Source organism: Streptomyces sp. UW30 (genome assembly GCF_008042075.1).
Lineage (GTDB): Bacteria > Actinomycetota > Actinomycetes > Streptomycetales > Streptomycetaceae > Streptomyces.
Window position 1 is genome coordinate 1,026,982 of sequence record NZ_RDBN01000037.1, and the last position, 26,789, is coordinate 1,053,770.

22 protein-coding genes are annotated in these 26,789 nt (G+C 70.6%); 12 read left to right on the forward strand and 10 right to left on the reverse strand.

The window, feature by feature from the left end:
- Entirely contained in the window at positions 1–999 is a 999-nt protein-coding gene (gene corA, locus EAO75_RS23340; protein ID WP_187284553.1) for a magnesium/cobalt transporter CorA, read from the reverse strand.
- A gap of 62 nt (positions 1,000–1,061) precedes the next feature.
- On the opposite strand from corA, the gene EAO75_RS23345 reads away from it, so the two are divergent.
- The 4 genes from EAO75_RS23345 to mshC all read left to right on the forward strand — a co-directional run bounded on the left by EAO75_RS23345 (position 1,062) and on the right by mshC (position 4,561).
- On the forward strand, positions 1,062–1,748 hold the full coding sequence (locus EAO75_RS23345; protein WP_147997001.1) for a histidine phosphatase family protein: 687 nt from the start codon (positions 1,062–1,064) through the stop codon (positions 1,746–1,748).
- Between the two features lie 99 nt (positions 1,749–1,847).
- Positions 1,848–2,438, forward strand: a complete 591-nt coding sequence (locus EAO75_RS23350) for a DUF3090 domain-containing protein (RefSeq protein WP_147997002.1) — start codon at positions 1,848–1,850, stop codon at positions 2,436–2,438.
- Entirely contained in the window at positions 2,402–3,220 is an 819-nt protein-coding gene (locus tag EAO75_RS23355) for an SCO1664 family protein (RefSeq protein ID WP_187284554.1), read from the forward strand. Before EAO75_RS23350 ends, EAO75_RS23355 begins: the two co-directional genes overlap by 37 nt.
- Before the next feature lie 111 nt (positions 3,221–3,331).
- Complete coding sequence (gene mshC, locus EAO75_RS23360) at positions 3,332–4,561, forward strand: cysteine--1-D-myo-inosityl 2-amino-2-deoxy-alpha-D-glucopyranoside ligase (protein WP_147997004.1); 1,230 nt, start codon at positions 3,332–3,334, stop codon at positions 4,559–4,561.
- Between the two features lie 72 nt (positions 4,562–4,633).
- Here mshC and EAO75_RS23365 read toward each other — a convergent pair whose 3' ends face one another.
- A complete protein-coding gene (locus EAO75_RS23365; RefSeq protein ID WP_147997005.1) occupies positions 4,634–5,188 on the reverse strand; it encodes a hypothetical protein in 555 nt (184 codons plus the stop codon).
- Positions 5,189–5,223: 35 nt separating this feature from the next.
- Positions 5,224–6,948 (reverse strand): S8 family peptidase, encoded by a 1,725-nt coding sequence (locus EAO75_RS23370; protein WP_147997006.1) that lies wholly within the window; start codon positions 6,946–6,948, stop codon positions 5,224–5,226.
- Positions 6,949–7,259: 311 nt separating this feature from the next.
- Between EAO75_RS23370 and EAO75_RS23375 the strand changes: the two genes are divergently transcribed.
- Complete coding sequence (locus EAO75_RS23375; protein WP_147997007.1) at positions 7,260–8,234, forward strand: SMP-30/gluconolactonase/LRE family protein; 975 nt, start codon at positions 7,260–7,262, stop codon at positions 8,232–8,234.
- Between the two features lie 73 nt (positions 8,235–8,307).
- On the opposite strand, the gene EAO75_RS23380 is transcribed toward EAO75_RS23375, so the two are convergent.
- Positions 8,308–9,234: a PAC2 family protein gene (locus EAO75_RS23380; RefSeq protein ID WP_147997008.1), complete on the reverse strand. Its 927-nt coding sequence runs from the start codon at positions 9,232–9,234 to the stop codon at positions 8,308–8,310.
- Between the two features lie 277 nt (positions 9,235–9,511).
- On the opposite strand from EAO75_RS23380, the gene EAO75_RS23385 reads away from it, so the two are divergent.
- Together EAO75_RS23385 and EAO75_RS23390 are read left to right on the forward strand one after the other, a co-directional pair.
- Complete coding sequence (locus tag EAO75_RS23385; protein ID WP_187284555.1) at positions 9,512–10,534, forward strand: NACHT domain-containing protein; 1,023 nt, start codon at positions 9,512–9,514, stop codon at positions 10,532–10,534.
- Positions 10,507–11,979: a hypothetical protein gene (locus EAO75_RS23390; RefSeq protein ID WP_147997010.1), complete on the forward strand. Its 1,473-nt coding sequence runs from the start codon at positions 10,507–10,509 to the stop codon at positions 11,977–11,979. Before EAO75_RS23385 ends, EAO75_RS23390 begins: the two co-directional genes overlap by 28 nt.
- 1 nt (position 11,980) lies before the next feature.
- Here the strand turns inward: EAO75_RS23390 and EAO75_RS23395 are convergent, their stop codons facing one another.
- Positions 11,981–12,652, reverse strand: coding sequence for a FadR/GntR family transcriptional regulator (locus EAO75_RS23395; protein WP_147997011.1), 672 nt, complete (start codon positions 12,650–12,652; stop codon positions 11,981–11,983).
- A 97-nt stretch (positions 12,653–12,749) separates the two neighbouring features.
- On the opposite strand from EAO75_RS23395, the gene EAO75_RS23400 reads away from it, so the two are divergent.
- Positions 12,750–13,082, forward strand: a complete 333-nt coding sequence (locus EAO75_RS23400) for an ArsR/SmtB family transcription factor (protein WP_147997012.1) — start codon at positions 12,750–12,752, stop codon at positions 13,080–13,082.
- 69 nt (positions 13,083–13,151) lie between these two features.
- Entirely contained in the window at positions 13,152–14,021 is an 870-nt protein-coding gene (locus tag EAO75_RS23405; protein ID WP_222723980.1) for a TIGR03620 family F420-dependent LLM class oxidoreductase, read from the forward strand.
- Positions 14,022–14,043: 22 nt separating this feature from the next.
- On the opposite strand, the gene EAO75_RS23410 is transcribed toward EAO75_RS23405, so the two are convergent.
- From EAO75_RS23410 to EAO75_RS23430, 5 genes are all read right to left on the reverse strand, one after another.
- On the reverse strand, positions 14,044–14,526 hold the full coding sequence (locus EAO75_RS23410) for a GNAT family N-acetyltransferase (protein WP_147997013.1): 483 nt from the start codon (positions 14,524–14,526) through the stop codon (positions 14,044–14,046).
- A 219-nt stretch (positions 14,527–14,745) separates the two neighbouring features.
- Complete coding sequence (locus EAO75_RS23415) at positions 14,746–16,362, reverse strand: glycerol-3-phosphate dehydrogenase/oxidase (protein WP_147997014.1); 1,617 nt, start codon at positions 16,360–16,362, stop codon at positions 14,746–14,748.
- Between the two features lie 50 nt (positions 16,363–16,412).
- Positions 16,413–17,954, reverse strand: a complete 1,542-nt coding sequence (gene glpK / locus EAO75_RS23420) for a glycerol kinase GlpK (RefSeq protein WP_147997015.1) — start codon at positions 17,952–17,954, stop codon at positions 16,413–16,415.
- Between the two features lie 97 nt (positions 17,955–18,051).
- Positions 18,052–18,846: an MIP/aquaporin family protein gene (locus EAO75_RS23425; protein WP_147997016.1), complete on the reverse strand. Its 795-nt coding sequence runs from the start codon at positions 18,844–18,846 to the stop codon at positions 18,052–18,054.
- Between the two features lie 390 nt (positions 18,847–19,236).
- Entirely contained in the window at positions 19,237–20,001 is a 765-nt protein-coding gene (locus EAO75_RS23430) for an IclR family transcriptional regulator (protein ID WP_147997017.1), read from the reverse strand.
- A gap of 294 nt (positions 20,002–20,295) precedes the next feature.
- Here EAO75_RS23430 and metH point away from each other — a divergent pair, with 294 nt between their 5' ends.
- The 3 genes from metH to EAO75_RS23445 all read left to right on the forward strand — a co-directional run bounded on the left by metH (position 20,296) and on the right by EAO75_RS23445 (position 26,712).
- Complete coding sequence (metH, locus tag EAO75_RS23435) at positions 20,296–23,814, forward strand: methionine synthase (protein WP_147997018.1); 3,519 nt, start codon at positions 20,296–20,298, stop codon at positions 23,812–23,814.
- Positions 23,815–23,989: 175 nt separating this feature from the next.
- On the forward strand, positions 23,990–24,685 hold the full coding sequence (locus EAO75_RS23440; protein WP_147997019.1) for an HAD family hydrolase: 696 nt from the start codon (positions 23,990–23,992) through the stop codon (positions 24,683–24,685).
- A 422-nt stretch (positions 24,686–25,107) separates the two neighbouring features.
- Positions 25,108–26,712 (forward strand): ABC transporter substrate-binding protein, encoded by a 1,605-nt coding sequence (locus EAO75_RS23445; protein ID WP_147997020.1) that lies wholly within the window; start codon positions 25,108–25,110, stop codon positions 26,710–26,712.
- Positions 26,713–26,789: the final 77 nt, after the last annotated feature.

The window sequence follows — 26,789 nt, forward strand, 5'->3', positions numbered from 1 at the left end:
CTACAACCAGCCCCGGCGTTTGAACAGCCGGTACAGCAGCACCTCGACGGCGGCCAGGGCCAGGATCAGCACCGGATAGGAACCCGTCCAGTGCAGCTCCGGCATGTGCTCGAAGTTCATGCCGTAGATCCCCGCGACCATCGTGGGGACCGCGGCCATGGCCGCCCACGCGGAGATCTTCCGCATGTCGTCGTTCTGCCGGACGCTCATCTGCGCCAGATGCGCCGAGAGGATGTCGGAGACCAGCCGGTCCAGGCCCTCGACGGCCTCGTTCACGCGCGTGAGGTGGTCGCTCACGTCACGGAAGAAGGGCTGCGCCTTGTCGTGCACGAACGGCACGCGCGCGCCGATCAGGCCCGTGCCCGCGAGCCGGGACAGGGGCTGCGCGAGCGGGCCGGTGGCCTTGCGGAACTCCATGATCTGCCGTTTGAAGGCGTAGATGCGCGAGGCCGTGTGCCGTGAGCCGCCGCCGGTCGGCGAGAACACCTCCGCCTCCAGCTCCGACAGGTCCGTGCCCAACTCGCCCGCCACGTCCACGTAGTGGTCGACCACCGCGTCGGCGATCGTGTACAGCACCGCCGTGGGACCGTGCCGCAGCATCTCCGGCTCGTGCTCCAGCCGGTTCCGGACGGCCCCCAGCGGTGCCTCCTCGCCGTGCCGGACGGTCACCACGAACGAGTCGCCGATGAAGACCATGACCTCGCCGGAGGAGACGATGTCGCTCTTCGCCTCGTACCCGACCGGCTTGAGGACCATGAACAGCGAGTCGTCGTACACCTCCAGCTTGGGCCGCTGGTGGGCGTTCAGGGCGTCCTCCACGGCCAGCGGATGCAGCCCGAACTCCTCGGTGACCTTGTCGAACTCCTTCTCCGTGGGTTCGTACAGGCCGATCCAGACGAACGCGTCGTCCTGGAGGCGGCACAGATCCAGGGCGTCGGAGAAGTCGTCGGGCCCCTGGGTGCGACGCCCGTCCCGGTAGATGGCGCAGTCGACGATCACGGAGCGTATTCTCCCGCCCTCCGCCGCCGAGCGCACCCCGTCGTGCGCCTACGCTGGGCGGCATGCCCACCCTGATCCTGGTCCGGCACGGACGTTCCACCGCCAACACCGAGGGAGTGCTCGCCGGGTGGACACCCGGCGTCGTCCTCGACGAGCGCGGGGCCCAGCAGGCCGCCGCACTGCCCGCACGGCTCGCCGCGCTGCCGATCTCCGAGGTCGTCACCAGCCCGCTCGAGCGCTGCCAGGAGACGATCCGGCCGCTCCTTGAGGCCCGGCCCGCACTCACCGCGCACACCGAGGAGCGGATCGGCGAGTGCCACTACGGCGACTGGTCCGGCCGCAAGCTCGCGGAACTGGGGGGCGAGCCGCTGATGGAGGTCGTCCAGGCCCATCCGTCGGCGGCCGCGTTCCCCGGCGGCGAGTCGATGCGGGCCATGCAGACCCGGGCCGCCGAGGCCGTACGGGAGTGGAACGCGCGCGTGGAGCGCGATCACGGCGCCGACGCCGTGTACGTGATGTGCTCGCACGGCGACATCATCAAGTCCCTGGTGGCGGACGCACTCGGTCTTCATCTCGACCTCTTCCAGAGGATTTCCGTTGAACCGTGTTCCATCACCGCGATCCGCTACACACGCCTGAGGCCGTTCCTCGTACGCCTCGGGGACACCGGTGATTTCGCGTCCCTCGCGCCGCGCGAGGAGCCGCCGGCCGCAGACGCGACGGTCGGGGGCGGCGCGGGCGCACCGTGATCGTCGGGCGCAGTAGGGTGAAGCGGTCGAAGCAGCGCCGCAGGCACGATTCGTCGCACTCACGATTCGCCGTACTCACGATTCCAATGGAGACAGGACGTGTCCCGTCAGGTGTTCCTCTACGACCCCCCGGACCGGTTCGTGGCCGGCACGGTCGGACTGCCCGGACGCCGTACGTTCTTCCTCCAGGCCACCGCCGGCTCCCGGTCGACCAGCGTGGCCCTGGAGAAGACCCAGGTCGCCGCACTCGCCGAGCGCATGGACGAACTGCTCGACGAGGTCGTACGGCGTAGTGGCGGCAACGCTGCCGTCCCCGCCATGGCGCCCAACGAGGTCGCCGACACCGCCCCGCTGGAAACCCCCGTCGAGGAGGAGTTCCGCGTCGGCACCATGGCGCTCGCCTGGGACGGCGAGGAGCAGCGCATGATCGTCGAGGCGCAGGCCCTCGTGGAGCTCGACGCGGACTCCGAGGAGGACCTCGCCGAGGCCGAGGAGCGCCTCCTGCAGGACGAGGAGAACGGGCCCCCGATGCTGCGGGTCCGGCTCACCGGCGCGCAGGCGAGGGCCTTCGCCAAGCGCGCCCTGGACGTCGTCAACGCCGGGCGGCCGCCGTGTCCGCTGTGCAGTCTCCCGCTCGACCCGGAAGGACACGTATGTCCGCGCCAGAACGGATACCGCCGCGGGGCATGACCTCGGTGGACCTCCTCACCGAGGGCGAGCTGACCGTGCGCGGACGCATCCGTGAGGCGTCCAACGCCGCACTGTTCTGCACCGTCGCGCACGAGGGCCGGGAAGCGACCTGCGTGTACAAGCCGGTCGCCGGTGAGCGGCCGCTGTGGGACTTTCCCGACGGGAACCTCGCCCAGCGCGAGGTCGCCGCGTACGAGGTCTCCGAGGCCACCGGCTGGGGGCTCGTACCGCCCACCGTGCTGCGCGACGGGCCGTACGGCCAGGGCATGTGCCAGCTGTGGATCGACATGACCCCCGAGGCCGACCTGCTGGCGCTGGTGGACGGCGAGGAGCCCGAACCGGGCTGGAGGGCGATCGGCTTCGCCGAGGTCGGCGAGGGCAGGACCGCCCTGCTCGTGCACGCCGACGACGAGCGGCTGCGGCGCCTGGCCGTCCTGGACGCAGTGATCAACAACGCCGACCGCAAGGGCGGCCATCTGCTGCCCACCGAGGACGGCCGGCTCTACGGCATCGATCACGGCGTCACCTTCAACGTCGAGAACAAGCTGCGGACGCTGCTGTGGGGATGGGCCGGGGAGCCCCTGACCCAGGAGGCCGTCGAGGTGCTCGGCGCCCTGCGGGAGGGGCTGAAGGAGGGCGGCGCGCTGGCCGTACGGCTGGCCGAGCTGATCACCGCAGCCGAGGTGGAGGCCACGCGCGCGCGGGTCGAGGCGCTCGTCACGTCCGGGAAACACCCGGAACCGAGCGGCGAGTGGCCGGCCATTCCGTGGCCGCCCGTCTAGCAGCGCTCTCCCGTCCGCAGCACAATGGCCGGTATCGCACAAGAACGCCTCCCCGGCCATCCGGCCCGGTCCGGTTCGTGTACGGAACATCCGTCCGGTTAGGCTCATGACATGTATGCCTGGCCCGCTTCTGAGGTCCCCGCCCTGCCCGGTCAGGGCCGCGACCTGAGGATCCACGACACCGCGACCGGGGGCCTGGTCAGCCTCGACCCCGGTCCCGTCGCCCGTATCTATGTCTGCGGCATCACGCCGTACGACGCCACCCACCTGGGACACGCGGCGACCTACAACGCGTTCGACCTCGTGCAGCGCGTGTGGCTCGACACCAAGCGGCAGGTTCATTACGTCCAGAACGTCACCGACGTCGACGATCCGCTCCTGGAGCGGGCCGAGCGCGACAACATCGACTGGGTCGCCCTCGCCGAGAAGGAGACGGCCCTCTTCCGCGAGGACATGACCGCCCTGCGGATGCTGCCGCCGCAGCACTACATCGGCGCGGTGGAGGCCATACCCGGCATCGTCCCGCTCGTCGAGCGCCTGCGGGACGCCGGCGCCGCCTATGAACTCGACGGTGACATCTACTTCTCCGTCGAGTCCGACCCCCACTTCGGCAACGTGTCGAACCTCGACGCCGCCGCGATGCGCCTGCTGTCCGCCGAGCGCGGCGGCGACCCCGACCGTCCGGGCAAGAAGAACCCGCTCGACCCGATGCTGTGGATGGCCGCCCGTGAGGGCGAGCCCAGCTGGGACGGCGGCTCGCTCGGGCGCGGCCGGCCCGGCTGGCACATCGAGTGCGTCGCCATCGCCCTCGACCACCTCGGCATGGGCTTCGACGTCCAGGGCGGCGGCTCAGACCTCGCCTTCCCGCACCACGAGATGGGCGCTTCCCACGCCCAGGTCCTGACCGGCGAGTTCCCCATGGCCAAGGCCTATGTCCACGCGGGCATGGTCGGTCTGCACGGCGAGAAGATGTCCAAGTCCAAGGGCAATCTCGTCTTCGTGTCCCAGCTGCGCCGCGACGGCGTCGACCCGGCCGCCATCCGGCTGGCCCTCCTCGCCCACCACTACCGGGCCGACTGGGAGTGGACCGACCAGGTGCTCCAGGACGCCGAGGCCCGCCTCGGCCGCTGGCGGGCCGCCGTGTCCCGGCCCGACGGGCCCGCAGCCGAGGCGCTCGTCGAGGAGATCCGCGTCGCCCTCGCGCACGACCTCGACGCCCCGGCCGCGCTCGCCGCGGTCGACCGCTGGGTCGAGCGCCAGGACGCCGAGGGCGGCACGGACATCGGCGCCCCGGGCGTCGTATCGCGTGCTGTGGACGCGCTGTTGGGCGTGGCCCTGTAGGGATCCGAAACCGTCACAAGGGCGCTTCCTCCCCGCGGGAGGAAGCGCCCCTTTTCCTGTCCGGTGCGGCGGTCAGATCCTGCGGATCTGGATGCTCCGCAGAACCAGCGGCTGGCTGCTGTCCCATACGCCGACGACCTGGTGGCCGAACGCGAAGGCCTCCTGGACCTGGTCATGGGTCTGCGGGTTCGGGTTGTTGAAGACCCGGAAGACGCCGTTGATGCGCAGGAAGATCTGCGACGGCTGCCCGGGCAGCGGCTGGACGATGTCGATGTAGCCGTTCGCGATGCCGGCCTGCGGTGCCTGCTGGACGGCGGCCTGCGTGACCTGCTGCATCAGGTGCAGCACCTGCTGCTCGGACTGCTGTTGCTGCTGCTCGCCCTGGAGCGCCTGGCCGTAGCTCTGCTGCTGCCCGTAGCCCTGCGGCTGACCGAGCTGCTGGAGCAGCTGCTGGAACGGCTGCTGCTGGCCGAGCTGCTGGAGCTGCTCCAGGGAGCCGCTCATGCCGTACGGCTGCTGCTGGCCGTGTCCCTGCTGCTGCCCGAAGGGCTGCTGGTACGGAGACGTGCTCGGGTACTGCTGGCCCTGCTGTTGTCCCATGTGACTCATCTGCGGGGTGGTGCTCATACGGGTGTCACCTTCCCTTGATGTGATGGGCTGCGTCAGCCGGTGATCACCAGGCCGACGATCTCGTCGTCCGAGAACCACACTCGGACTTCGGGCCGTCCCCCCGCGAAGGCGGTATGGACCGCCTGGCGGATCTCGGGGGACGGATGGTTCAGGTTCCGCCACTCGCCGGCCACGAACAGCCGGAGCCGGGGCGGAAGTTCGCGCGGATACGGCAGCAACTCGTCCCAGTACCGCTCGGCCAGGCCGGAGCCGACCGCCTGCGGCACCAGATCGGTGACCGCCGCCTTGATGTCGGGCCGGTTGCCGATCCGCTGGGAGGCGGGCCGGCCCGGCGCGTCCTGCTGCGGGGAACCCGTCGCCCGCAGCACCGCACGCGCCCGCTCGGGGGACATCGGAGGCTGGGCCGCCGCCTTGAGCATGCCCTGGAGCGCGGCCAGCGCGCCGACCACCACCGGGGACGCCGACGACGTCCCGGAGAACGTGTCGGTGTACCAGGCGATCTCCTCCGGTCCGCCCTGGAGGTCGCCGGGCCGGTCCCAGAAGCCGCCGGTCGTCGTCACCTCACGGCCCCAGCCCTGCGCGTCCACCCGGGCGCCGTAGTTGGAGAACGCGAGCCGTGAACGGTCCGGGCCGTGATCGCGGCCGTGGGTGCCGGGCGGCGGGGCGCCCGCGCCGACCAGGACCGCCCCCGAGGACGGGTTGGACGGGTTGAACGGGTTGCGCCACCACTCGGGGAATTCGTCCGGGCGGCGCTCGTACACCGCGTCGTCGAGGGACTCGGCGCCGTTGCCCGCGGCGGCCACGACCAGGACGCCCCTGGCGGTGGCGTACCGGACGGCGGCGTAGTCGTCCGGCCACCATTCGAGTGCGACGTAGCCGCGCTGGTCGTCGCGGTCCGCGTACTCGAACCGGGGTCCCGGGCGGTGGAGTTCGACCAGCACGATGTCGCCGGGGCCCAGCCGGTCGGCCGCCGCCTGGATCGCGGCCGCCGTGCCGAGGCCCTGGAAGGACGCGGCCGCGGTCACCGTCTCCGGCACGATGCCGGTGACGCCGAACTCACCCCGGTCGCCGCCGATCACCCCGATCACGGCGGTGCCGTGGTTGCGCCAGGCCAGGTCGGTCAGCGGGGTGCCGACGACGACACCGGCCAGCTTGCCGGCCAGGTCCTCGTGACCCAGCTGCCAGGAGCCCTCCACGTCGATCACGGTCACGCCCTGACCGGCGCCGCCGGGCCGCTGCCAGGCCCAGTGGGCGTCGACGCCCTCGGGCGCGGGCCGCAGATAGCCCTGCCGTCCGCTGTAGTCGGGCGTGACCGGCGCGCCCTCCTTCAGGCGCCCGCTGCCCTCCCCGACGTGCCCGACGGAGGCCGGCACCGCGCCCGGCTTCACATACGCCGTGTCGATCCCGGGCAACGCGGCGATGCGCGCCCGCAGTTCCTCGGTGCGGCGCTCCCCGCCGCGCACCCGGTAGAACAGCGCCAGATCGGGCACCTCCTGCGCGCCCATCGCCTGCTGAAGCCGCTCCTCGCCGCCGAACAGCGGCTCCAGGGTGAGTTGTTCGTCACTGAGGAACATGTTGAGGGCGGAGACGTCGGCGCCCGCGACCGACCGTACGCCCTCTGCTTGGGCACGCAGCCGGGCCTCGGGACGGGCGACGACGATCAGTTCCCGCTCGGCTCCTCGATAGGTGAATCCCGCTCCGTCGGGCCCCGGCCCGGCCGTTCCCGGGCTCTGCGCCGGCTCTGCCTGGTCCGTCATCGTCTGCCGCTCCCTTCGGTCCTTGGGTTGCCAAGTGCGGGTGGTGCGGCGCGCCTTCGGGTGACAACCAAGCACGCGCGGCGCGGTCCGTCCAGAGCGATTTCACGAAGTTGGTTTGGAAACAAATTGAACTGGGCAACGTGTGCAATCCGTCCAGAAACAGATGTCACGCCATAATCCGGCCAGCTGCTGTCCAGACCCTGTCGACCGTCCGCCCACGGCTGCGGAGGCGCCCGGCGTGTGGTGGGGTGGAGGAGTCAGTTGACCGTTGGACCAGCTGTTGGCCGGTCCTGTCCGCGGAAGGACGCACAGTGGCCCCCGAACACCGCTCCTTCGCACCTCACTTCACCCGCCGCACACTCCTCACGGCCGGCGCCGCCACCGCAGGCGCCGTGCTCGTCGGCACCGCCATCACCCCCGCGGCCGCGGCCGGAAAGCGCCGGCCCACGGTGATCCACCTCCCGAACGGCTTCCGCCCGGAGGGCATCACCATCGGCGGCGGACCGTACGCCTACCTCGGCTCGCTCGGCGACGGCTCCATCTACCGCGCCGACCTGCGCACCGGCGAGGGCGGCATCATCTCCGCCGGCCCGGGTACGCCCTCGGTCGGCCTCAAACTCGACCACCGGGGACGCCTGTTCGTCGCCGGACGCGGCGAGGGCGCCCGCGTCGTGGACGCCCGCACCGGCGCGATCCTCGCCTCCTACGTCCTGACCACGGCGACCCCGACCTTCGCCAACGACGTGTTCCTCACCCCGCGCACGGCCTGGTTCACCGACTCCTTCCAGCCCGCGCTGTACGCCCTGCCGCTCGGCCGGCACGGCGAACTGCCCGGCGCGGGCGAGGTCGTGACGCTCACGCTGAGCGGCGACTGGAGCCAGGTCGCCGGCGAGGTCGTCAACGCCAACGGGATCACGGCCACCCCCGACGGCTCCGCGCTGCTGGTCGTGCAGTCCGGGGTCGGCGGCCTGCACCGGGTGAACCCGCGTACCGGAGTCACCGAACGCGTCGACCTCGGCGACGCGGCACCGCTCACCAACGGCGACGGCCTGCTGCTGACCGGGCGGACGCTGTACGTCGTACAGAACCGGCAGAACGCCATCGACGTGTTCCGCCTCGCCGCCGACGGCCGCAGCGGCGTCCTCCAGCGCCGTATCACCGACCCGCTGTTCGACGTGCCGACCACGGTGGCCGCGGACAGGGGCCGGCTCTACCTGCCCAACGCGCGCTTCACCACGACGCCGACGCCGGAGACGACCTACGACGTGATCTCCGTGCCGGCGTGACCTACGTGACCTGAGTCATGGCTGAGGGCGGTGCGCCACACAGCGCACCGCCCTCAGCGCGGCTCCGAGAGCCTCAGTCCTCCGACGAGTCCTCGTCGTCGTCCTTGCCGCTCGGCTTCGGGGGCATCGGCGGCCGCGTACGGTCGCCGGGCGACGGGCCGCCGTCCCGGCGCCGCAGATACCGCTCGAACTCGCGCGCGATGGCCTCGCCCGACGCCTCCGGCAGCTCCGCGGTGTCGCGGGCCTCCTCCAGCGTCTGCACGTACTCCGCGACCTCGCTGTCCTCGGCCGCGAGCTGGTCCACACCGACCTGCCAGGCACGCGCGTCCTCGGGCAGCTCGCCCAGCGGGATGCGTACGTCGATCAGGTCCTCGAGCCGGTTGAGCAGGGACAGCGTCGCCTTCGGGTTGGGCGGCTGCGAGACGTAGTGCGGCACGGCGGCCCAGAGGCTGACGGCCGGTACGCCCGCGTGCGTGCACGCCTCCTGGAGGACGCCGACGATGCCCGTCGGGCCCTCGTACTTGGTCTCCTCCAGGTCCATGCGGCGGGCCAGGTCCGGGTCGGACGTGGTGCCGCTGATCGGAACCGGACGCGTGTGCGGGGTGTCGCCGAGCAGGGCACCCAGGATGACCACCAGCTCCACGCCCAGCTCGTGCGCGAAGCCGAGCAGCTCGTTGCAGAACGAGCGCCAGCGCATGGACGGTTCGATACCTCGGACGAGTACGAGATCGCGCGGCTTCTCGCCGCCGACCCGGACCACCGAGAGGCGGGTCGTCGGCCACGTGATCTTGCGGACGCCCGCGTCCATCCACACCGTGGGGCGGTTCACCTGGAAGTCGTAGTAGTCCTCGGCGTCCAGCGCCGCGAACACCTCGCCCTTCCACTCCCTGTCCAGATGCGCGACCGCGGTGGAGGCGGCGTCGCCGGCATCGTTCCAGCCCTCGAACGCGGCCACCATGACCGGGTCGATCAGCTCGGGAACCCCCTCGAGCTCGATCACCCAGCGCCTCCTTCCGACGTGCCCTCGCCTGACGAACCAACCTTACGGCGTGCGGCGGGGGCGCCCGCAGCCCCCTTGCACGGGGCCGTGAACGGATCACTGCCCCGTTCGCCACCCCTGAACACCCTGTAGTCATCCGATCTGTGTCCCGGGCGGGTGAGTGCGGTGGTCCGGGCCGGGCAGCATCGGGCCGGGTGTACGCGACCCGTCACCCACTCGTGTGGCCCCGGCCGGAATCGGCTCCGGGCGGGGGAGCGGCTGCGCAACTCTTCGTCGGGTGAGCGGAGTTGCCCCCAGGTCACGCGTACGGCGCGTCGGGATCGTGTATCTGGCGCTGTGCGGAGTGGGGACGCTGGGGGCGCTGCTGGTGGCCCCGCGCGTCGAGGACCCGGCGGCCGTGGTCGCCGCGCTGCTGCCGACGCTGGCGGGCGCCTATCTGGCGTGGAGCGCCTATCGGGCGGATCGTGCCGAGGCGGCGTCCGCACCGACGGACCCCGGCGCGGTCGCCGACCGGCTCTCCGTCGCCGTACGTCGGCAGTGGGAGGCGGAGGCGCGGGCGCGGCGGCCGGCGGACCCGTATCCGCTGCCGGTGTCCTGGCGGGGTGCCGAGGCCGGACCGGCCGAGGTGACGCAGGGGCTCGCGGGCCGCGATGGGCAGATCGGCGCCCTCTTCGCGGGCCGCGTGCCCGACCGGCGGCTGCTGGTGCTGGGGGCGCCGGGGTCGGGGAAGACGCTGCTGCTGGTGCGGCTGCTGCTCTCGCTGGTCGAGGACCGGACCGCGGGCGAACCGGTCCCGGTGCTGTTTCCCCTGGCCTCCTGGGATCCGACGGCCGTGGATCTGCGGGGCTGGATGGAGCGGAAGTTGGTGCAGGACCACGCCGAGCTGGGGGCGCCGGCGCCGGGGGAGTACGGGGGGACGACGCTCGCCGGGATACTGCTGGACCGGCGCCTGGTGCTGCCCGTGCTCGACGGCTTCGACGAACTGCCCGCCGTGCTGAGCGCGTCGGCGCTGCACCGGATCGGTGAGGCGATGCCGTACGGGTGCGGGCTGGTGCTGTCGAACAGGCCGGCGGAGTACCGGGCGGCGCTGCGGCCCACTACGGGGGTGCCGGCGCGGTTGACGGGGATGGCGGGGATCGAGCTCGAGCCGCTGGACGCCTCGGACGTCGCCGACTATCTGCTGCGGGACGCGGGCGGGACGCGGGCGGGGCCGGTACGCCGGCGGCGCGGCGGTGGCAGCCGGTGGTCGCGGTGCTGGGGACGGACTCTCCGGTGGCACGGGCGCTCACGAGCCCGCTGATGGTGTCGCTGGCGCGGACCGTCTACAACCCGCGGCCGGGGGAGGGCGGCACCCGGCTGCCGGATCCCGGCGGGCTGCTGCGGTGCCCGACGCGGACGGCCGTGGAGCGCCACCTGCTCGACTCCTTCGTCGACGCCGCCTACCGACCGCATCCGGGACGGCCGTGTCGGTGGACCGCGGCCGAGGCACGGGGGGCGTTGCGGTTTCTGGCGCGGTACATGGAGCGGGGAGCGGACGGCGCGGCCGAGGTGGCCTGGTGGAAGCTGGGCCAGGCCGTGCCGGCCGTCCTGCCCAAAGTGCTGGCCGGTGCACTGCTGGGCGCGCTGGGGTGGCTGGTCGAGGGCGTGATCATGGAGATGAACCACCTTTTCGTCCCGCAGTTGCAGTCGTCGCCGCAATGGGAGGAGCGCGGAGGGCTCGGAGTCGTGGCGGCCGGGATCTGCGGCGGGCCGGCGGGCGGCCTCGCGGCGGGCACCGTGGCCGCGCTGCTGTGTGTGGCGGCGGTCGCCCCGGACGTACCGGTCGACCTCGTGCTGCACCGCCTGGCCGACGGAGGTGCGCCGGCGCTCGTCGGGGTCATCATCTCGGGCTTCGCCATCGGCGGCAGGATCCGCGTACGGTGGCCCGCCGACTGGGACTGGCGCCTCCCGGCGACGGGCCTCGCCGCGATCTGCTACGGGCTGTCCTTCGACAACGCCTGCGGAACCGTCAGCGCCCTGCTCTACGGAGTGACGGCGGCGGTCGTCGGCAGGGACGACGTGGGGACGGATCCCGCCTGCCCCGTGACCCGGGTGCGCCGGCACTGGAGCCCCCGCGGTGTGGGCAGGGGTCTGTTGGGCGGGCTGCTGCTCGGCGGCAGCATCCTGCTGGAGGGACTGCTCGCCGATGTCCTGTCGGGCGGGTCGGTCCAGGTGTACATCGCGCCCGCCGAACCCGTCGCGGCCGGCTGGGCGGCGCTCCAGGTCGGCGGGGTGTTCGCGGTGGCTTGCCTGCTCGTGAACGGTCTGCGGACGGTCCCGGTCGATCTCGGCGCCGGCTTCGAGGGCCGCGCCCTCCTGGCCAACGACCGGCGCACGCTGGGCACCTGCGTCCTGACGGCGGCGGTCCTGGGCGCCCTGGTGATCGGCACCCTGGGCTGGTGCGCCACCCTCTGGGGGTCGACCGGCGTGTGGGGCGCGGCCACCGCCGAGAGCCGGCAATGGGCGTGGGCGGTCGGACTGGTCCCCTCCTTGCTGACCGGGTTGGCCATCGGGATCCGTCAGTCGGCCTGGAGCCGCTGCGCGGTCGCCCGCTGCTATCTCGCCCTGCGCGCCAAGGTGCCCTTCGACCTCATGGCCTTCCTCGCCGACGCCCATGAACACCGCGGCGTGCTGCGCCGCACCGGCGCCGTCCACCAGTTCCGCCACATCGAGTTGCAGCACCGACTGGCCGAGTCCGAGCCGTAGATCACAGCGTGGAGCGCAGCCACTGCTCCACGCTCGCGATGTGGACCGTCGCCCACGACCGCGCCGCCTCCGCGTCCCGGTCCCGCAGCGCCGCCAGGATCGCCCGGTGCTCGTGCAGGGTCCGGCTGACCGCGTCCTCCTGGGTCAGCCCCCGCCAGATGCGCGCCCGTGTCGTCGGTCCGGACAGGCCGTCCAGGAGCGAGCACAGGACCGAGTTGCCGGAGCTCTGCACGATGCCCCGGTGGAATTCCAGGTCGCAGGCGACGAGTTCCTCCACCGACGGGGCGTCGCCGAGCTTGTCCAACTGGTTGGACAGCGCGCTCAGTTGCTGCTCGCTGATGCGGGACGCGGCCATCGCCGTGGCCGCCGGCTCCAGGATGCGGCGTACGGCGAGGAACTCCAGCACCGTGTCGTCGCGATGGAAGTCGACGACGAAGCTCAGTGCCTCCAGCAGCAGTTGCGGATCCAGGCTCGTGACGTACGTGCCGTCGCCCTGGCGAACGTCCAGGATTCGGATCAGCGACAGGGCGCGCACGGCCTCCCGCAGCGAGTTGCGGGACAGCCCCAGTTCGGCGGCCAGTTCGCTCTCCCTGGGGAGTCGGTCGCCGGGGCGCAGCGCGCCGGAGACGATCATGCCCTTGATCTTCTCGATCGCCTCGTCGGTGACTGCCATGGCCGGCCTCCCAGTCGTTCAGGATGTCGTGCGAGACATCCGATGTCTCTCGCCATTATGCGGGGTGAGGAGAACGGTCGACCTATACTCCGGATCCATGGCCGACGCAGCGACCTCACCGGACCCCGACCTGGTCAGCGCCCTGCGGGCGTTGTCGAACCCGGTGCGCCTGCAGCTGCTGCTGTGGCTGCGTGAGCCCGAGAGGCACTTCCCCATGGACCGGGCAATCGCGGATCCCGCGACCGTCGGGGTGTGCGTGAGCCATATCCAGGCCAAGGCGGGACTGGCCCAGTCGACGGTGTCGGCGTATCTGGCGGAGCTGCAGCGGGCGGGGCTGGTCCGGGCGACCCGGGTGGGCAAGTGGACCCACTACCGGCGCGACGAGGAGCGCATCGCCGGGCTGCTCGCCCAACTCGGCCAAACGCTCTAGGGGTTGGAACACGCCACGCACCGGCATGTCCGTTGCGCTTCATATCGAGAATCTGCGATATTTCGATCCATGATGAACCTGGGAACCTTCGGCATCTACACCTTCGACTTCGAGCACCAGCCGGCCGCACAGATACGCGACTCGGTCCAGGAACTGGAGGAACGGGGCTGGCGCGCGGTGTGGTTCCCCGAAGTGGGCGGGCGCGAGGCCCTCACCCAGGCCGGCTCTCTCCTCGCCGCCACCGAGCGGTTGCACGTCGTGAACGGCATCGCCCAGATCTGGGCGCGCGAGGCCCGAGCGACCCATGGCGCGAGCACCCTGCTGGCCGACGCCTACCCGGACCGGCATCTGCTCGGCCTCGGCTTCGGCGGCGTGCGCAGGCCCGGTGTCAAACCCCTGGCGGCTATGGCCGAGTACCTCGACGAACTGGACGCGCTCACCGAGAAGTCGCCCAACCCCGCGCCGAGTTCCCCGGTACGCCGGGTCCTGGCCGCCTACGGCCCCAAGATGCTGGACCTGGCCCGGGAGCGCTCCCTCGGCGCCCACACCTACCACGTCAACACCGCCCACACCGCCGGAGCCAGGGAGATCCTCGGGCCGGACGCCTTCCTCGGCGTCGAGCACCCGGTGCTGTTCGAAACCGACCCCGGCAAGGCCCGCGCGACAGCACGCGAGCACCTCGGGCCGTACCTCGACACCCCCTACAACGTCGCCAAGTTCCGCAGGCTGGGCTACCCGGACGCGGAGATCGGAGGCGGCGGCAGCGACCGCCTCGTGGACGACCTGGTGTTCTGGGGAGACGTGGACACCATCGCGGACAAGCTCCGGGCCCATGTCGAGGCGGGGGCCGACCATGTCGCCGTCCAGGTGATCGGCACCGAGCCGGGCGGGACGTCGCTGCCGCACTGGAGGCGGCTCGGCGAGGCGCTGCTTCCCTGAGTACGGCTCCGGCGGGACCGGGTCACAGGCGCAGTTCGAGGGTGATCTCGTCGTGCAGCGGGATGCCGTAGGCGCCCGTCGCCGGAATCGACGGCTTGAGGGACCGCGCCGCGTCCACGGCGCCCGGCGAGACGTCGACGATGCGCATGCCGCGCCGCTGGTAGAAGCGCAGGGCGTCCAGGTTGTCGTTCGTGGTGACCAGCCACACCCGCTCGGCGCCGGCGTCCCGGGCGGTATCGGCGGCCGCCGCGAGCAGGGCGCTGCCCACGCCGATGCGCGGCACCGTCGCGTCGAGGGTGACGACCTCCAGGCCGTCCCGGCCCAGCGCGTAGGTGAGCAGACCCACCACCTCGCTGTCCCGCTCGGCCAGCAGCGCCGGCAGTTCGAGGGCGTCGTACACCGTCGAGTGCCCCACCATCAGCGTGCCGCCCCAGGAGGCGGTGAGCACAGCGGCGATCACCTCGCCGTCCGCGGGCGTGGCGACGCGCACGCGCAGGTCCTCCATGTGCGGGACCTTAGCCGCGGTGACGACCGCCGGACATCCCGCCGTTGCACGGCATGCGAAAGGGGCGGCTCCATCGGCGCGGAGCCGCCCCTTTCGTTCGTGGCCGGCCCCGGTGCGGAAGGGGCCGCCCTCGTGTGGTCCGGCCTGGTCAGGGGAGTGGGCCGAACCATGCGCCGCGATTGGCTCATCCGGCGGAAACCGCCCGCGGCGCGTGCGAGGTCACTTCTTGTCGAGCAGGTCCTGCACCTTCGCCCGGACGTCGTCCGTCGCAAGACCGCGGATCGTCAGCGTCGTACGGCGGCGCAGCACGTCGTCCTGCGTCTCGGCCCACTCGTTGTCCCGGGCGTAGACGACCTGGGCCCAGATCTCCGGGGCGTCCGGGTGGACGCGCTCGCCCAGCTCCGGGTTCTCGTTGGCGATGCGGGCGATGTCGAAGGCCAGCGAACCGTAGTGCGTGGCCAGGTGCTTGGCGGTGTCGGCCGCCATGCGCGGACCCGGCGCCGGACGGTCGGTCAGCAGACGGTGGGCGACCGCGCGCGGGTTGGCGATGCCCGGCAGCGGCAGCTTCTTCGGCAGCGAGGCGATCGGCTCGAAGTCGTCGCCCAGCGGGTGACCCGGCAGGGCCTCCAGCTTCTTCATGATCGTGCGGCCGATGTGCCGGAAGGTGGTCCACTTGCCGCCCGCGACGGACAGCATGCCGGCCCGGCCCTCGGTCACGACCGTCTCGCGCTTGGCCTTCGCGGTGTCACCGGGACCGCCCGGCAGCACGCGCAGACCCGCGAAGGAGTACGTGATCAGGTCGCGGTCCAGCTGCTGGTCGCGGATGGAGAACGCGGCCTCGTCCAGGATCTGGGTTATGTCCTTGTCGTTGACCGCGACGTCCGCCGGGTCGCCCTCGAACTCCTCGTCCGTGGTGCCGAGGAGCAGCATGTCCTCCCAGGGCAGGGCGAACGTGATGCGGTACTTGTCGATCGGGGTCGCGAGCGCCGCCTTCCAGGGCGCCGTCCGCTTCAGGACCAGGTGCGCGCCCTTCGACAGCCGGATCGACGGCGCGGCGTTCGGGTCCTCCATCTTGCGCAGGTGGTCGACCCACGGCCCGGTCGCGTTCAGCACGAGACGGGCGTTGACGCCGAACTCGTCACCGGACACGCGGTCCCGCAGGTCCGCGCCGGTGACCCGGCCCTTGGTGAAGCGCAGGCCGGTGACCTCGGCGTGGTTCAGCACGACCGCGCCCGACTCGACGGCACCYCGGACCGTCATCAGCGCCATGCGCGCGTCGTTCATCTGGTCGTCGCCGTACACGGCCACGGCCTTGAGGTTGTCGGTGCGCAGCTCGGGCACGTCCTGCGCCGCCTTGGCGGGGGACAGGAGGTGACCGACGCCGTCACCGAACGCGGAGAGCGCGGAGTAGGCGAAGACGCCCGCCCCGAGCTTCGCGGCGCCGTGCGGCCCGCCCTTGTACACGGGGAGGTAGAACGTGAGCGGGTTCGCCAGGTGGGGGGCCACCTGGCGGGAGACCGCACGGCGCTCGAAGTGGTTCTCCGCCACCAGCTTCACGGCGCCGGTCTGCAGGTAGCGCAGGCCGCCGTGGAGCAGCTTGGAGGAGGCGGAGGAGGTGGCGCCGGCGAAGTCGCCGGCGTCGACCAGTGCCACCCTGAGGCCGGACTGCGCGGCGTGCCAGGCGGTGGAGATGCCCAGGATGCCGCCGCCGATCACGAGGAGGTCGTACGACGCCTTGGAGAGCTGCTCCCGGGTCTCGGCTCGGCTCGGGTTGGAGCCGGAGGCCGGGCGCGTCCCCAGGGCAGGCACGGAACTCAGGGTGGACTGACTGGTCATGTCGGGTTCTTACTCCTCATCAGAGCTTCAGAGCTTTTCGAGGGCTCTCGTCAGCTCTCGTCGTCCTCGATCCAGCCCATGGTCCGCTCGACGGCCTTGAGCCAGTTCTTGTACTCACGGTCGCGGGTGTCCGCGTCCATGTGGGGGGTCCACTCGGCGGCCCGGCGCCAGTTGGCGCGCAGTTCGTCGGTGCTGGACCAGAAGCCGACGGCGAGACCGGCGGCGTAGGCGGCGCCGAGGCAGGTGGTCTCGGCGACCATCGGGCGCACCACGGGTGCGTCCAGGACGTCCGAGAGGGTCTGCATCAGCAGGTTGTTGGAGGTCATGCCGCCGTCGACCTTCAGGGCCACCAGCTCGTCGCCGGAGTCCTTGACCATGGCGTCCGCGATCTCCCGCGTCTGCCACGCGGTCGCCTCCAGGACGGCACGCGCGAGGTGCGCCTTGGTCACGTACCGGGTCAGGCCGGCGATCACACCGCGGGCGTCGGAGCGCCAGTGCGGGGCGAACAGGCCGGAGAAGGCCGGTACGAAGTAGGCGCCGCCGTTGTCCTCGACCGAGAGCGCGAGCGTCTCGATCTCGGCGGCGGTGGAGATCAGGCCCATCTGGTCGCGCATCCACTGCACCAGCGAGCCGGTGACGGCGATCGAGCCTTCCAGGGCGTACACCGTCGGCTGCTCGCCGATCTTGTAGCCGACCGTGGTCAGCAGACCGGCGTAGGAGTTGATGATCTTGTCACCGGTGTTCATCACCATGAAGGTGCCGGTGCCGTAGGTGGACTTGACCTCGCCCTCGGAGAAGCAGGTCTGGCCGAACAGGGCCGCCTGCTGGTCGCCGAGCGCGGAGGCGACCGGGATGCCGGCGAGCAGGTCGCCCAGCTTGCCGCCGGTGACCTCGCCGTAGACCTCGGCGGAGGACCGGATCTCGGGCAGGATCTGCAGCGGCACGCCGATCGACTCGGCGATCTTGTCGTCCCACTCCATGGTGTGGAGGTTCATCAGCATGGTGCGGGACGCGTTGGTGACGTCGGTGACGTGCTTGCCGCCGTTGGTACCACCGGTCAGGTTCCAGATGACCCAGGTGTCCATGGTGCCGAAGAGGATGTCGCCGGCCTCGGCGCGCTCCTTGAGGCCTTCGACGTTGTCCAGCAGCCAGCGGGCCTTGGGACCGGCGAAGTAGGAGGCGAGGGGGAGACCGGTCTCGCGGCGGAAGCGGTCCTGCCCGACATTGCGGCCGAGCTCCTTGCAGAGCGCGTCGGTGCGGGTGTCCTGCCAGACGATGGCGTTGTGGACGGGCTCACCGGTGTTCTTGTCCCACAGCACGGTGGTCTCGCGCTGGTTGGTGATGCCGATGGCCTTGATGTCGTCGCGGGTGATGCCGGCCTTGGCGATGGCTCCGGCGACGACCTCCTGGACGTTGGTCCAGATCTCGACGGCGTTGTGCTCGACCCAGCCCGGCTTCGGGAAGATCTGCTCGTGCTCCTTCTGGTCGACGGAGACGATACGGCCGTCCCGGTCGAAGACGATGCAGCGGCTGGAGGTGGTGCCCTGGTCGATGGCGGCGATGAAGGGCCCGGCGGTGTGGGCGTCGGTCACTGTGTGCTCCTGGAAGTTCCGTGGTTATGGGGCTTTACGTACGGCGCGTGCCGAGAGTTTCGGTGCACCTCACCCGGATGGGTGAAGTGCACTCTCGCTATGCGAACGCGACGTTGTAGATGCCTGCCGCGATGGCGCCGCCGATGAGCGGACCGACCACCGGGATCCAGGCGTAGCCCCAGTCGGAGCCACCCTTGTTGGGCAGCGGCAGAAGGGCGTGCACGATGCGCGGACCGAGGTCTCGGGCCGGGTTGATCGCGTAGCCGGTCGGGCCGCCGAGGGACAGACCGATCGAGACGACGACGAGTGCGGTGATGAGGGCGCCCAGGGTGCCCAGGCCCTTGCCGCTGTCGTTCAGGCCCTGCGTGAGAACCGCGAGCACCAGCACGACCGTGCCGATGATCTCCGTGGCGAGGTTCTGCGCCACGTTCCGGATCTCGGGGCCGGTGGAGAAGATGCCCAGGACCGGTCCTGCGCCCTTCTCCTGGGCCTCGACGGCCTTGGCCGCCGTGGCCTGCGCGCCCGGACCGCCGACGATCTCCTTGTCGGTGAGGTGGGCGTGGAACTGGCCGTAGTAGGCGACCCAGACCAGGGCCGCACCGATCATGGCGCCCAGGAACTGTCCGGCGAAGTACGTCGGAACGTTGCTCCAGTCGTTGTCCTTGATCGCGAGCGCGACGGTCACGGCCGGGTTCAGATGGGCGCCGGACAGCGGCGCCGAGGTGTAGACCGCCGTGAGCACTGCGAAGCCCCACCCGAAGGTGATGGCGAGCCAGCCGGCGTTGCGGGCCTTGGAGGCCTTCAGCGTGACGGCGGCGCAGACGCCTCCGCCGAGCAGGATGAGTATGGCGGTACCGATGGTCTCGCCGATGAAGATGTCGGAGCTGGACACCCGCGACTCCTTTGTCCTTCGTCCAGGGAAAGCCCGAACCCCGGGTCCCTTCCGGTGGTTCGCGTTGCCCTCGGGGGTGAGAGCGATTTGCCGGCCCTTGGCACTGTCACACTCTAGCGCGTATTGCCGTTAGGTGTTCGACAATGCCGACCGATGGACGGGAGCTTGCCCCGGTGTAAGGCGTGCGTCAAGGGTCCTGTTATCGAATGCTCGATCGTTATCGGGCGTGTTGATTTATCGACACCTCCGAGTCGGACACCTACTGCCGCGTAGGGAACACGGCGTGTTCCGGGCGGGCGATTCGGTTGGCTATGTACGGCTATGCCGATGACCGGAACGTCCAATGACGTCCCGGTCGGTACCTACTCGTCCCACGCGGCGCTGCGGCGCTCAGAAACGCCCGGCGCCCAGATCTCGCGACACCGCGCGGGCGCAGTCCCGCACCGCCGCGATCAGCTCGGGCTGCAGCTCCCCGTCCCGGCACAGCCGTTCCACGGCGCCGGTGATGCCGACAGCGCCGACCGGCATGCGGCGCCGGTCGTGGATGGGGGCGGCGACGGAGGCGACGCCCTCCCAGGTCTCCTCGACGTCGGCGGCGTACCCACGCGCGCGTGTCATGTCGAGGATGTGCTCGAAGCCGTCCAGCTCGCACATCGTGCGGTCGGTGAACGCCTTGCGGTCGGCCTCGATCGCCTCGCTGTGCGCGACCGGGTCGTACGCCGACAGGACCTTGCCCAGCGCCGTGGAGTGCAGCGGTTGCATGGCGCCGATCTCCAGCACCTGCCGGCTGTCGTCGGGGCGGAAGACGTGGTGGACGATCAGGACGCCCTGCTGGTGCAGAACGCCCAGATAGACGCTCTCCCCGCTGGAGCGGGCCAGGTCGTCCGTCCAGACCAGGGCGCGCGCCCGCAGCTCGTGCACGTCCAGATAGGTCGTGCCCAGGCGCAGCAGCTCGGCGCCCAGCTGATAGCGCCCCGAGGCCTCGTCCTGCTCGACGAAGCCCTCCTGCTGGAGGGTGCGCAGGATGCCGTGGGCGGTGCCCTTGGCGAGGCCCAGTGAGGAGGCGATGTCCGACAGGCCGAGGCGTCGCTCGCCGCCCGCGAGAAGCCTCAGCATCGCGGCCGCCCGTTCGAGCGACTGGATGTTCCGTGCCATCGCCGTGCTGCCTCCGTCCCCTTCGACCGTCGACCCTGCGACGTCGCTGCCGCCGTTCGGCAATGTCGAACACTACCGGTCGATGCCGACCTCCCGCTAATGGTCGGTCAGCATCCGTTCACTTGTGTTGCCGCACCGTGGCCGGAGATCGACCCTGGCGTCATCCTCGTCCCGCGTCGTGGACTGCATGACCACTTCCGCGCCGTCCCGGTTACGCTGGCGGCGTGCGCCCGCCACGGACCGTTCCGTGATGGGTGCAAAGCCGACAGCCGTCGCACTCCAGGGAGCCCTTTCATGGCCTCGTTGCCACCGACCCCTTCCGCCGACAGCCGGACCCGTGTGTCCGCGCTCCGTGAGGCACTCGCCACCCGTGTGGTGGTCGCCGACGGAGCGATGGGCACCATGTTGCAGGCCCAGGACCCCACTCTTGAGGACTTCGAGAATCTCGAGGGCTGCAACGAGATCCTGAACCTGACCCGCCCCGACATCGTCCGCTCCGTGCACGACGCGTACTTCGCGGTGGGCGTCGACTGCGTCGAGACCAACACCTTCGGGTCCAACCACACCGCGGCGGCCGAGTACGAGATCGCCGACCGTGTGCACGAACTGTCCGAGGCCGGCGCCCGCATCGCCCGTGAGGTGGCCGACGAGTACGCCGCCCGCGACGGCCGCCCCCGCTGGGTCCTCGGCTCCGTCGGCCCCGGCACCAAGCTGCCCACCCTCGGCCACGTCGGCTACGCCACCATTCGCGACGGCTACCAGGCCAACGCCGAGGGCCTGCTCGCCGGCGGCTCCGACGCCCTGATCGTCGAGACCACCCAGGACCTCCTCCAGACCAAGGCCTCCGTCCTCGGCGCCCGCCGTGCCATGGAGGCCACCGGCACCGACGTGCCCCTGCTGGTCTCGATGGCGTTCGAGACGACCGGCACGATGCTGCTCGGCTCCGAGATCGGCGCCGCCCTCACCGCGCTGGAACCGCTCGGCATCGACATGATCGGCCTGAACTGTTCCACGGGTCCGGCCGAGATGAGCGAGCACCTGCGCTATCTCACCCGGCACTCCCGCATCCCGCTGCTGTGCATGCCGAACGCCGGTCTGCCCATCCTCACCAAGGACGGCGCGCACTTCCCCCTCGGCCCCGAGGGCCTGGCCGACGCCCAGGAGAACTTCGTACTCGACTACGGCCTCTCCCTGATCGGCGGCTGCTGCGGCACCACCCCCGAGCATCTGCGCCAGGTCGTCGACCGCGTCCGTGACCTCACCCCGTCCGAGCGCAGCCCGCGCCCCGAGCCCGGCGCCGCCTCCCTCTACCAGACGGTCCCGTTCCGCCAGGACACCTCCTACCTGGCCATCGGCGAGCGCACCAACGCCAACGGCTCGAAGAAGTTCCGCGAGGCCATGCTGGGGGCCCGCTGGGACGACTGCGTGGAGATGGCGCGTGAGCAGATCCGCGAGGGCGCGCACATGCTCGACCTGTGCGTGGACTACGTCGGCCGCGACGGCGTCGCCGACATGGAGGAACTGGCCGGCCGCTTCGCCACCGCCTCCACCCTCCCGATCGTCCTGGACTCCACCGAGGTCCCCGTCATCCAGGCCGGCCTGGAGAAGCTCGGCGGCCGCGCGGTCATCAACTCCGTCAACTACGAGGACGGCGACGGCCCCGAGTCCCGCTTCGCGAAGGTCACCAAGCTCGCGCAGGAGCACGGCGCCGCGCTGATCGCCCTCACCATCGACGAGGAGGGCCAGGCCCGCACCCCGGAGCACAAGGTCGCCATCGCCGAACGGCTCATCGAGGACCTGACGACGAACTGGGGCATCCACGAGTCGGACATCCTCATCGACACCCTGACCTTCACCATCTGCACCGGCCAGGAGGAGTCCAGGGGCGACGGCATCGCCACCATCGAGGCGATCCGCGAGCTCAAGCGCCGCCACCCGGACGTCCAGACCACCCTCGGCCTGTCCAACATCTCCTTCGGCCTCAACCCGGCCGCCCGCATCCTGCTCAACTCCGTCTTCCTCGACGAATGCGTCAAGGCGGGTCTGGACTCGGCGATCGTCCACGCGTCGAAGATCCTGCCGATCGCCCGCTTCACCGAGGAAGAGGTCCAGACCGCCCTCGACCTCGTCTACGACCGTCGCGCCGAGGGTTACGACCCGCTGCAGAAGCTCATGGCCCTGTTCGAGGGCGCCACCGCCAAGTCCCTCAAGGCCGGCAAGGCCGAGGAACTCGCCGCCCTGCCGCTGGACGAGCGCCTCAAGCGCCGCATCATCGACGGCGAGAAGAACGGCCTGGAAGCCGACCTCGACGCGGCCCTCCAGGACCGCCCCGCCCTCGACATCGTCAACGAGACCCTCCTGGACGGCATGAAGGTCGTCGGCGAGCTGTTCGGCTCCGGCCAGATGCAGCTGCCGTTCGTACTCCAGTCCGCCGAGGTCATGAAGGCCGCCGTCGCCTTCCTCGAACCGCACATGGAGAAGACCGACGCCGACGGCAAGGGCACCATCGTGCTGGCCACCGTGCGCGGCGACGTGCACGACATCGGCAAGAACCTCGTGGACATCATCCTGTCCAACAACGGCTACAACGTGGTCAACCTGGGCATCAAGCAGCCCGTCTCCGCGATCCTGGAGGCCGCCGAGGAGCACCGGGCCGACGTCATCGGCATGTCCGGCCTGCTGGTGAAGTCCACGGTGATCATGAAGGAGAACCTGGAGGAGCTCAACCAGCGCGGCCTGTCGGCGAATTACCCCGTCATCCTCGGCGGCGCCGCCCTGACCCGCGCGTACGTCGAGCAGGACCTGCACGAGATCTACGAGGGCGAAGTCCGCTACGCCCGCGACGCGTTCGAGGGCCTGCGCCTGATGGACGCCCTCATCGGCGTCAAGCGCGGGGTGCCCGGCGCGAAGCTGCCCGAGCTCAAGCAGCGCCGCGTCAGGAGCGCCGCCACCGCCGCCGTACTGGACGAGCGGCCCGAGGAGGGCCATGTCCGCTCCGACGTCGCCACCGACAACCCGGTCCCCGAGCCGCCTTTCTGGGGCACCCGGGTCATCAAGGGCATCCAGCTCAAGGAGTACGCCTCCTGGCTCGACGAGGGCGCCCTCTTCAAGGGCCAGTGGGGCCTCAAGGAGACCCGTACCGGAGACGGGCCGTCGTACCAGGAACTCGTCGAGACCGAGGGCCGCCCGCGGCTGCGCGGACTGCTCGACCGGCTCCAGACGGACAACCTGCTCGAAGCGGCCGTCGTCTACGGCTACTTCCCGTGCGTGTCCAAGGACGACGATCTGATCCTGCTGGACGAGCACGGCAACGAAAGCACCCGCTTCACCTTCCCGCGCCAGCGCCGCGGCCGCCGGCTGTGCCTCGCGGACTTCTTCCGCCCGCAGGAGTCCGGCGAGACGGACGTCGTGGGCCTCCAGGTCGTCACCGTCGGCTCGCGGATCGGTGAGGAGACGGCCCGGATGTTCGAGGCGAACGCGTACCGCGACTACCTCGAACTGCACGGTCTGTCCGTGCAGTTGGCCGAGGCGCTCGCCGAGTACTGGCACGCGCGCGTGCGTTCCGAGCTGGGCTTCGCCGGTGACGACCCCGCCGACATCGAGGACATGTTCGCGCTGAAGTACCGGGGCGCCCGCTTCTCGCTGGGCTACGGTGCCTGCCCGAACCTGGAGGACCGGTCCAAGATCGCCGACCTGCTCCAGCCCGAGCGCATCGGCGTCCACCTGTCCGAGGAGTTCCAGCTGCACCCCGAGCAGTCCACGGACGCGATCGTCATCCACCACCCGGAGGCGAAGTACTTCAACGCACGGTGACGGGCAGCAGGTCAGGCGCACGCTGACACCACCCCCGGCGTGTTACCGGTGTGCCCCGAGGCACAGCGGATAAACCAGGCGCTTCGCCGTCGCAGGTCGTACACTGGACGGTCCACCGCAGGCCGGTTCCCTTAGTGGGAGCCGGCCTGACCGCCCCTCAAGGAGGTGCGCCAGGATGACCAGCACGGTCCCCGCGCCAGTAACCCGCACGGCCGATGGGTCGGCCCTTCAGGCCGTTCTCCTCGACATGGACGGCACCCTGGTGGACACGGAGGGCTTTTGGTGGGACGTCGAGGTCGAGATTTTCGCCGGCCTCGGTCACACCCTCGACGACTCCTGGCGCCATGTCGTGGTCGGCGGCCCCATGACCCGTAGCGCCGGCTTCCTGATCGAGGCCACCGGCGCCGACATCGCGCTCGCCGAGCTCACGCTGCTCCTCAACCAGGGCTTCGAGGACCGTATCGACCGCGCCCTGCCGCTGATGCCGGGAGCGGCCCGGCTGCTGGCCGAGCTGGCCGCGCACGAGATCCCCACGGCCCTGGTCTCCGCCTCGCACCGGCGCATCATCGACCGCGTGCTCACCTCGCTGGGCCCCCAGTACTTCGCACTGACCGTCGCCGGTGACGAGGTGGAGCGCACCAAGCCGCACCCCGACCCGTACCTGCTCGCCGCGGCCGGCCTCGGCGCCGACCCGACCAGGTGCGCGGTGGTCGAGGACACGGCGACCGGCGTCGCCGCCGCGGAGGCCGCGGGCTGCCATGTGGTGGCCGTACCGTCGATCGCCCCCATCGCGCCGGCCACCCGGCGCACCGTGGTGACCTCCCTCGAAGAGGTCGATCTGGCATTTCTGCGCGGGCTCATGGCCGCCTGACAGCGCAAATGCGCCTGTCGTTCACCCAGCGTGCAACATCGACAACGCGAGAATTCCGCAGGGGAATTCGAAGGTGTCGGACGGCTGAATTCCGGCACCGCCCAAGACCGTTCAGTTTGTGACGTTCGCCACTCAATCGGGGGTCGACAGGCGCCCCACGGTGTGCCGTCGCCCCTCGATCGGGGGCGCCGGACGCACCTTTGTGTCCCGATTGATGGGACGGTGCACGAATCCTTCCCTGGTCAGGTTTTCGTTGTGTCCGCGCCCGGTTTCGCTGCGTGATGGATCCTCAACTCCGGTCGCTTCGAACCGTCCTGCGGACGCGGACTAATCTCATCGCGAGAACATCGCACTTACCCGTGACCCGCCGCGACACCCCTGCATGCCGGGTACACGGAGTCGACAGCTGGAGAAACCCGAGCATGAACCGCAAGACTTTGGTGCTGCCGGCCGTCATCGGCCTGCTCGCGCCGGTTCTCGCCGCCTGTGGTGGAACCGACAGCGGCAGTGGCAGCGGCGATGCGATCGTCGTCGGCACCACCGACGCGTTCACTGCCTCGAAGGACGCTCCCGCCCCCCTCGACCCGGCCTACGCCTACGACGTCGGCACCTGGAACATCCTGCGCCAGACCGTGCAGACCCTGATGATCCAGCCGCGCGGCGAGGGCGACCCGGTCCCCGAGGCCGCCCAGAGCTGCGGTTTCACCGACAGCGGCAACGAGCGCTACGCCTGCACCCTGCGCAAGGACCTGAAGTTCGCGAACGGCGACCGCGTCACCGCCGAGGACGTCAAGTACTCCATCGACCGCGCCCGCGCCCTCAAGGCCGAAAGCGGCGTCTTCGCCCTGCTGTCCACCATCGACACCGTCGAGACACAGGGCGACAGTGAGGTCATCTTCCACCTCAAGACCGCCGACGCCACCTTCCCGTTCAAGCTGTCGACCCCGGTCGCCGGCATCGTCGACCCCGACATCTACGGCAAGGACAAGCTGCGCGACGGCTTCGAGGTCGACGGCTCCGGCCCGTACACCCTCAAGGCCGAGGTCGACAACGACAAGCTGGTCTCGGCCGTGTTCACCAAGAACCCCAATTACCAGGGGAGCCTGAAGGTGAACAACGACAAGGCCGAGCTGCGCACCTTCGCGGACGCCGACGAGATGGGCACCGCCCTCGACAAGGGCGACATCGACCTGATGACCCGCACCATGTCGCCCGAGCAGATCCAGAAGCTGTCCGCGGACTCCGACGACAAGGTCGACCTCGTCGACATGTCCGGCCTGGAGATCCGCTACCTCGCCTTCAACACCAACGCCCCGACCGTGAAGAGCAAGGCCGTCCGCCAGGCGATGGCCCAGGTCATCAACCGCGGCGAGCTCGTCTCCAAGGTCTACGGCTCCCAGGCCGAGCCGCTGTACTCCCTGGTCCCGGCCAGCATCACCGGCCACTCCAACGCGTTCTTCAACAAGTACGGCGACCCGGACGTCGACAAGGCCAAGTCGCTGATGGAGAAGGCCGGCATCACCACCCCGGTGAAGCTGACCCTGCACTACACCACCGACCACTACGGARCGGCCACGAAGAAGGAGTTCGAGCTGCTGAAGAAGCAGCTCGACGACAGCGGCCTGTTCGAGGTCGGCATCGAGGGCGCGCCCTGGGCGACCTTCCGCCCCGCCGAGCAGAAGGGCGAGTACGACGTCTACGGGATGGGCTGGTTCCCGGACTTCCCCGACGCCGACAACTACCTCGCGCCGTTCCTCGACAAGGACAACTTCCTCGGCTCGCCGTACGCCAACCCCACGATCCGCACCACCCTCATCCCGGACTCCCGCCGCGTCGCCGACCGGCTGTCCGCGTCCGGCAGCCTGACGGAGATTCAGGACATCGTGGCGAACGACGTGCCGGTGCTGCCGCTGTGGCAGGGCAAGCAGTACGTCGCGGCGAACGACGCCGTCACGGGCACGGCGTACGTGCTCAACTCCTCCTCCACCCTTCAGCTGTGGGAGCTCGGCCGTGGCGTGAGCGGCTGACGTCTCTCCGTGCCCGGCGCCCTCGACCAGGACGCCGGGCCTGGCCCGGGACCCGGGACGGGTTCCTCACAATCGAC

Excerpts from the sequence above, each read along its gene's own strand:
- EAO75_RS23345 (WP_147997001.1), top strand. The coding sequence starts at position 1,062 with ATGCCCACCCTGATCCTGGTCCGGCACGGACGTTCCACCGCCAACACC.
- EAO75_RS23405 (WP_222723980.1), top strand. The coding sequence starts at position 13,152 with ATGATGAACCTGGGAACCTTCGGCATCTACACCTTCGACTTCGAGCAC.
- mshC (WP_147997004.1), top strand. The coding sequence starts at position 3,332 with ATGTATGCCTGGCCCGCTTCTGAGGTCCCCGCCCTGCCCGGTCAGGGC.
- EAO75_RS23370 (WP_147997006.1), bottom strand. The coding sequence starts at position 6,948 with ATGACGGACCAGGCAGAGCCGGCGCAGAGCCCGGGAACGGCCGGGCCG.
- EAO75_RS23400 (WP_147997012.1), top strand. The coding sequence starts at position 12,750 with ATGGCCGACGCAGCGACCTCACCGGACCCCGACCTGGTCAGCGCCCTG.
- EAO75_RS23365 (WP_147997005.1), bottom strand. The coding sequence starts at position 5,188 with ATGAGCACCACCCCGCAGATGAGTCACATGGGACAACAGCAGGGCCAG.
- metH (WP_147997018.1), top strand. The coding sequence starts at position 20,296 with ATGGCCTCGTTGCCACCGACCCCTTCCGCCGACAGCCGGACCCGTGTG.
- EAO75_RS23395 (WP_147997011.1), bottom strand. The coding sequence starts at position 12,652 with ATGGCAGTCACCGACGAGGCGATCGAGAAGATCAAGGGCATGATCGTC.
- EAO75_RS23410 (WP_147997013.1), bottom strand. The coding sequence starts at position 14,526 with ATGGAGGACCTGCGCGTGCGCGTCGCCACGCCCGCGGACGGCGAGGTG.
- EAO75_RS23440 (WP_147997019.1), top strand. The coding sequence starts at position 23,990 with ATGACCAGCACGGTCCCCGCGCCAGTAACCCGCACGGCCGATGGGTCG.
- EAO75_RS23430 (WP_147997017.1), bottom strand. The coding sequence starts at position 20,001 with ATGGCACGGAACATCCAGTCGCTCGAACGGGCGGCCGCGATGCTGAGG.
- EAO75_RS23355 (WP_187284554.1), top strand. The coding sequence starts at position 2,402 with ATGTCCGCGCCAGAACGGATACCGCCGCGGGGCATGACCTCGGTGGAC.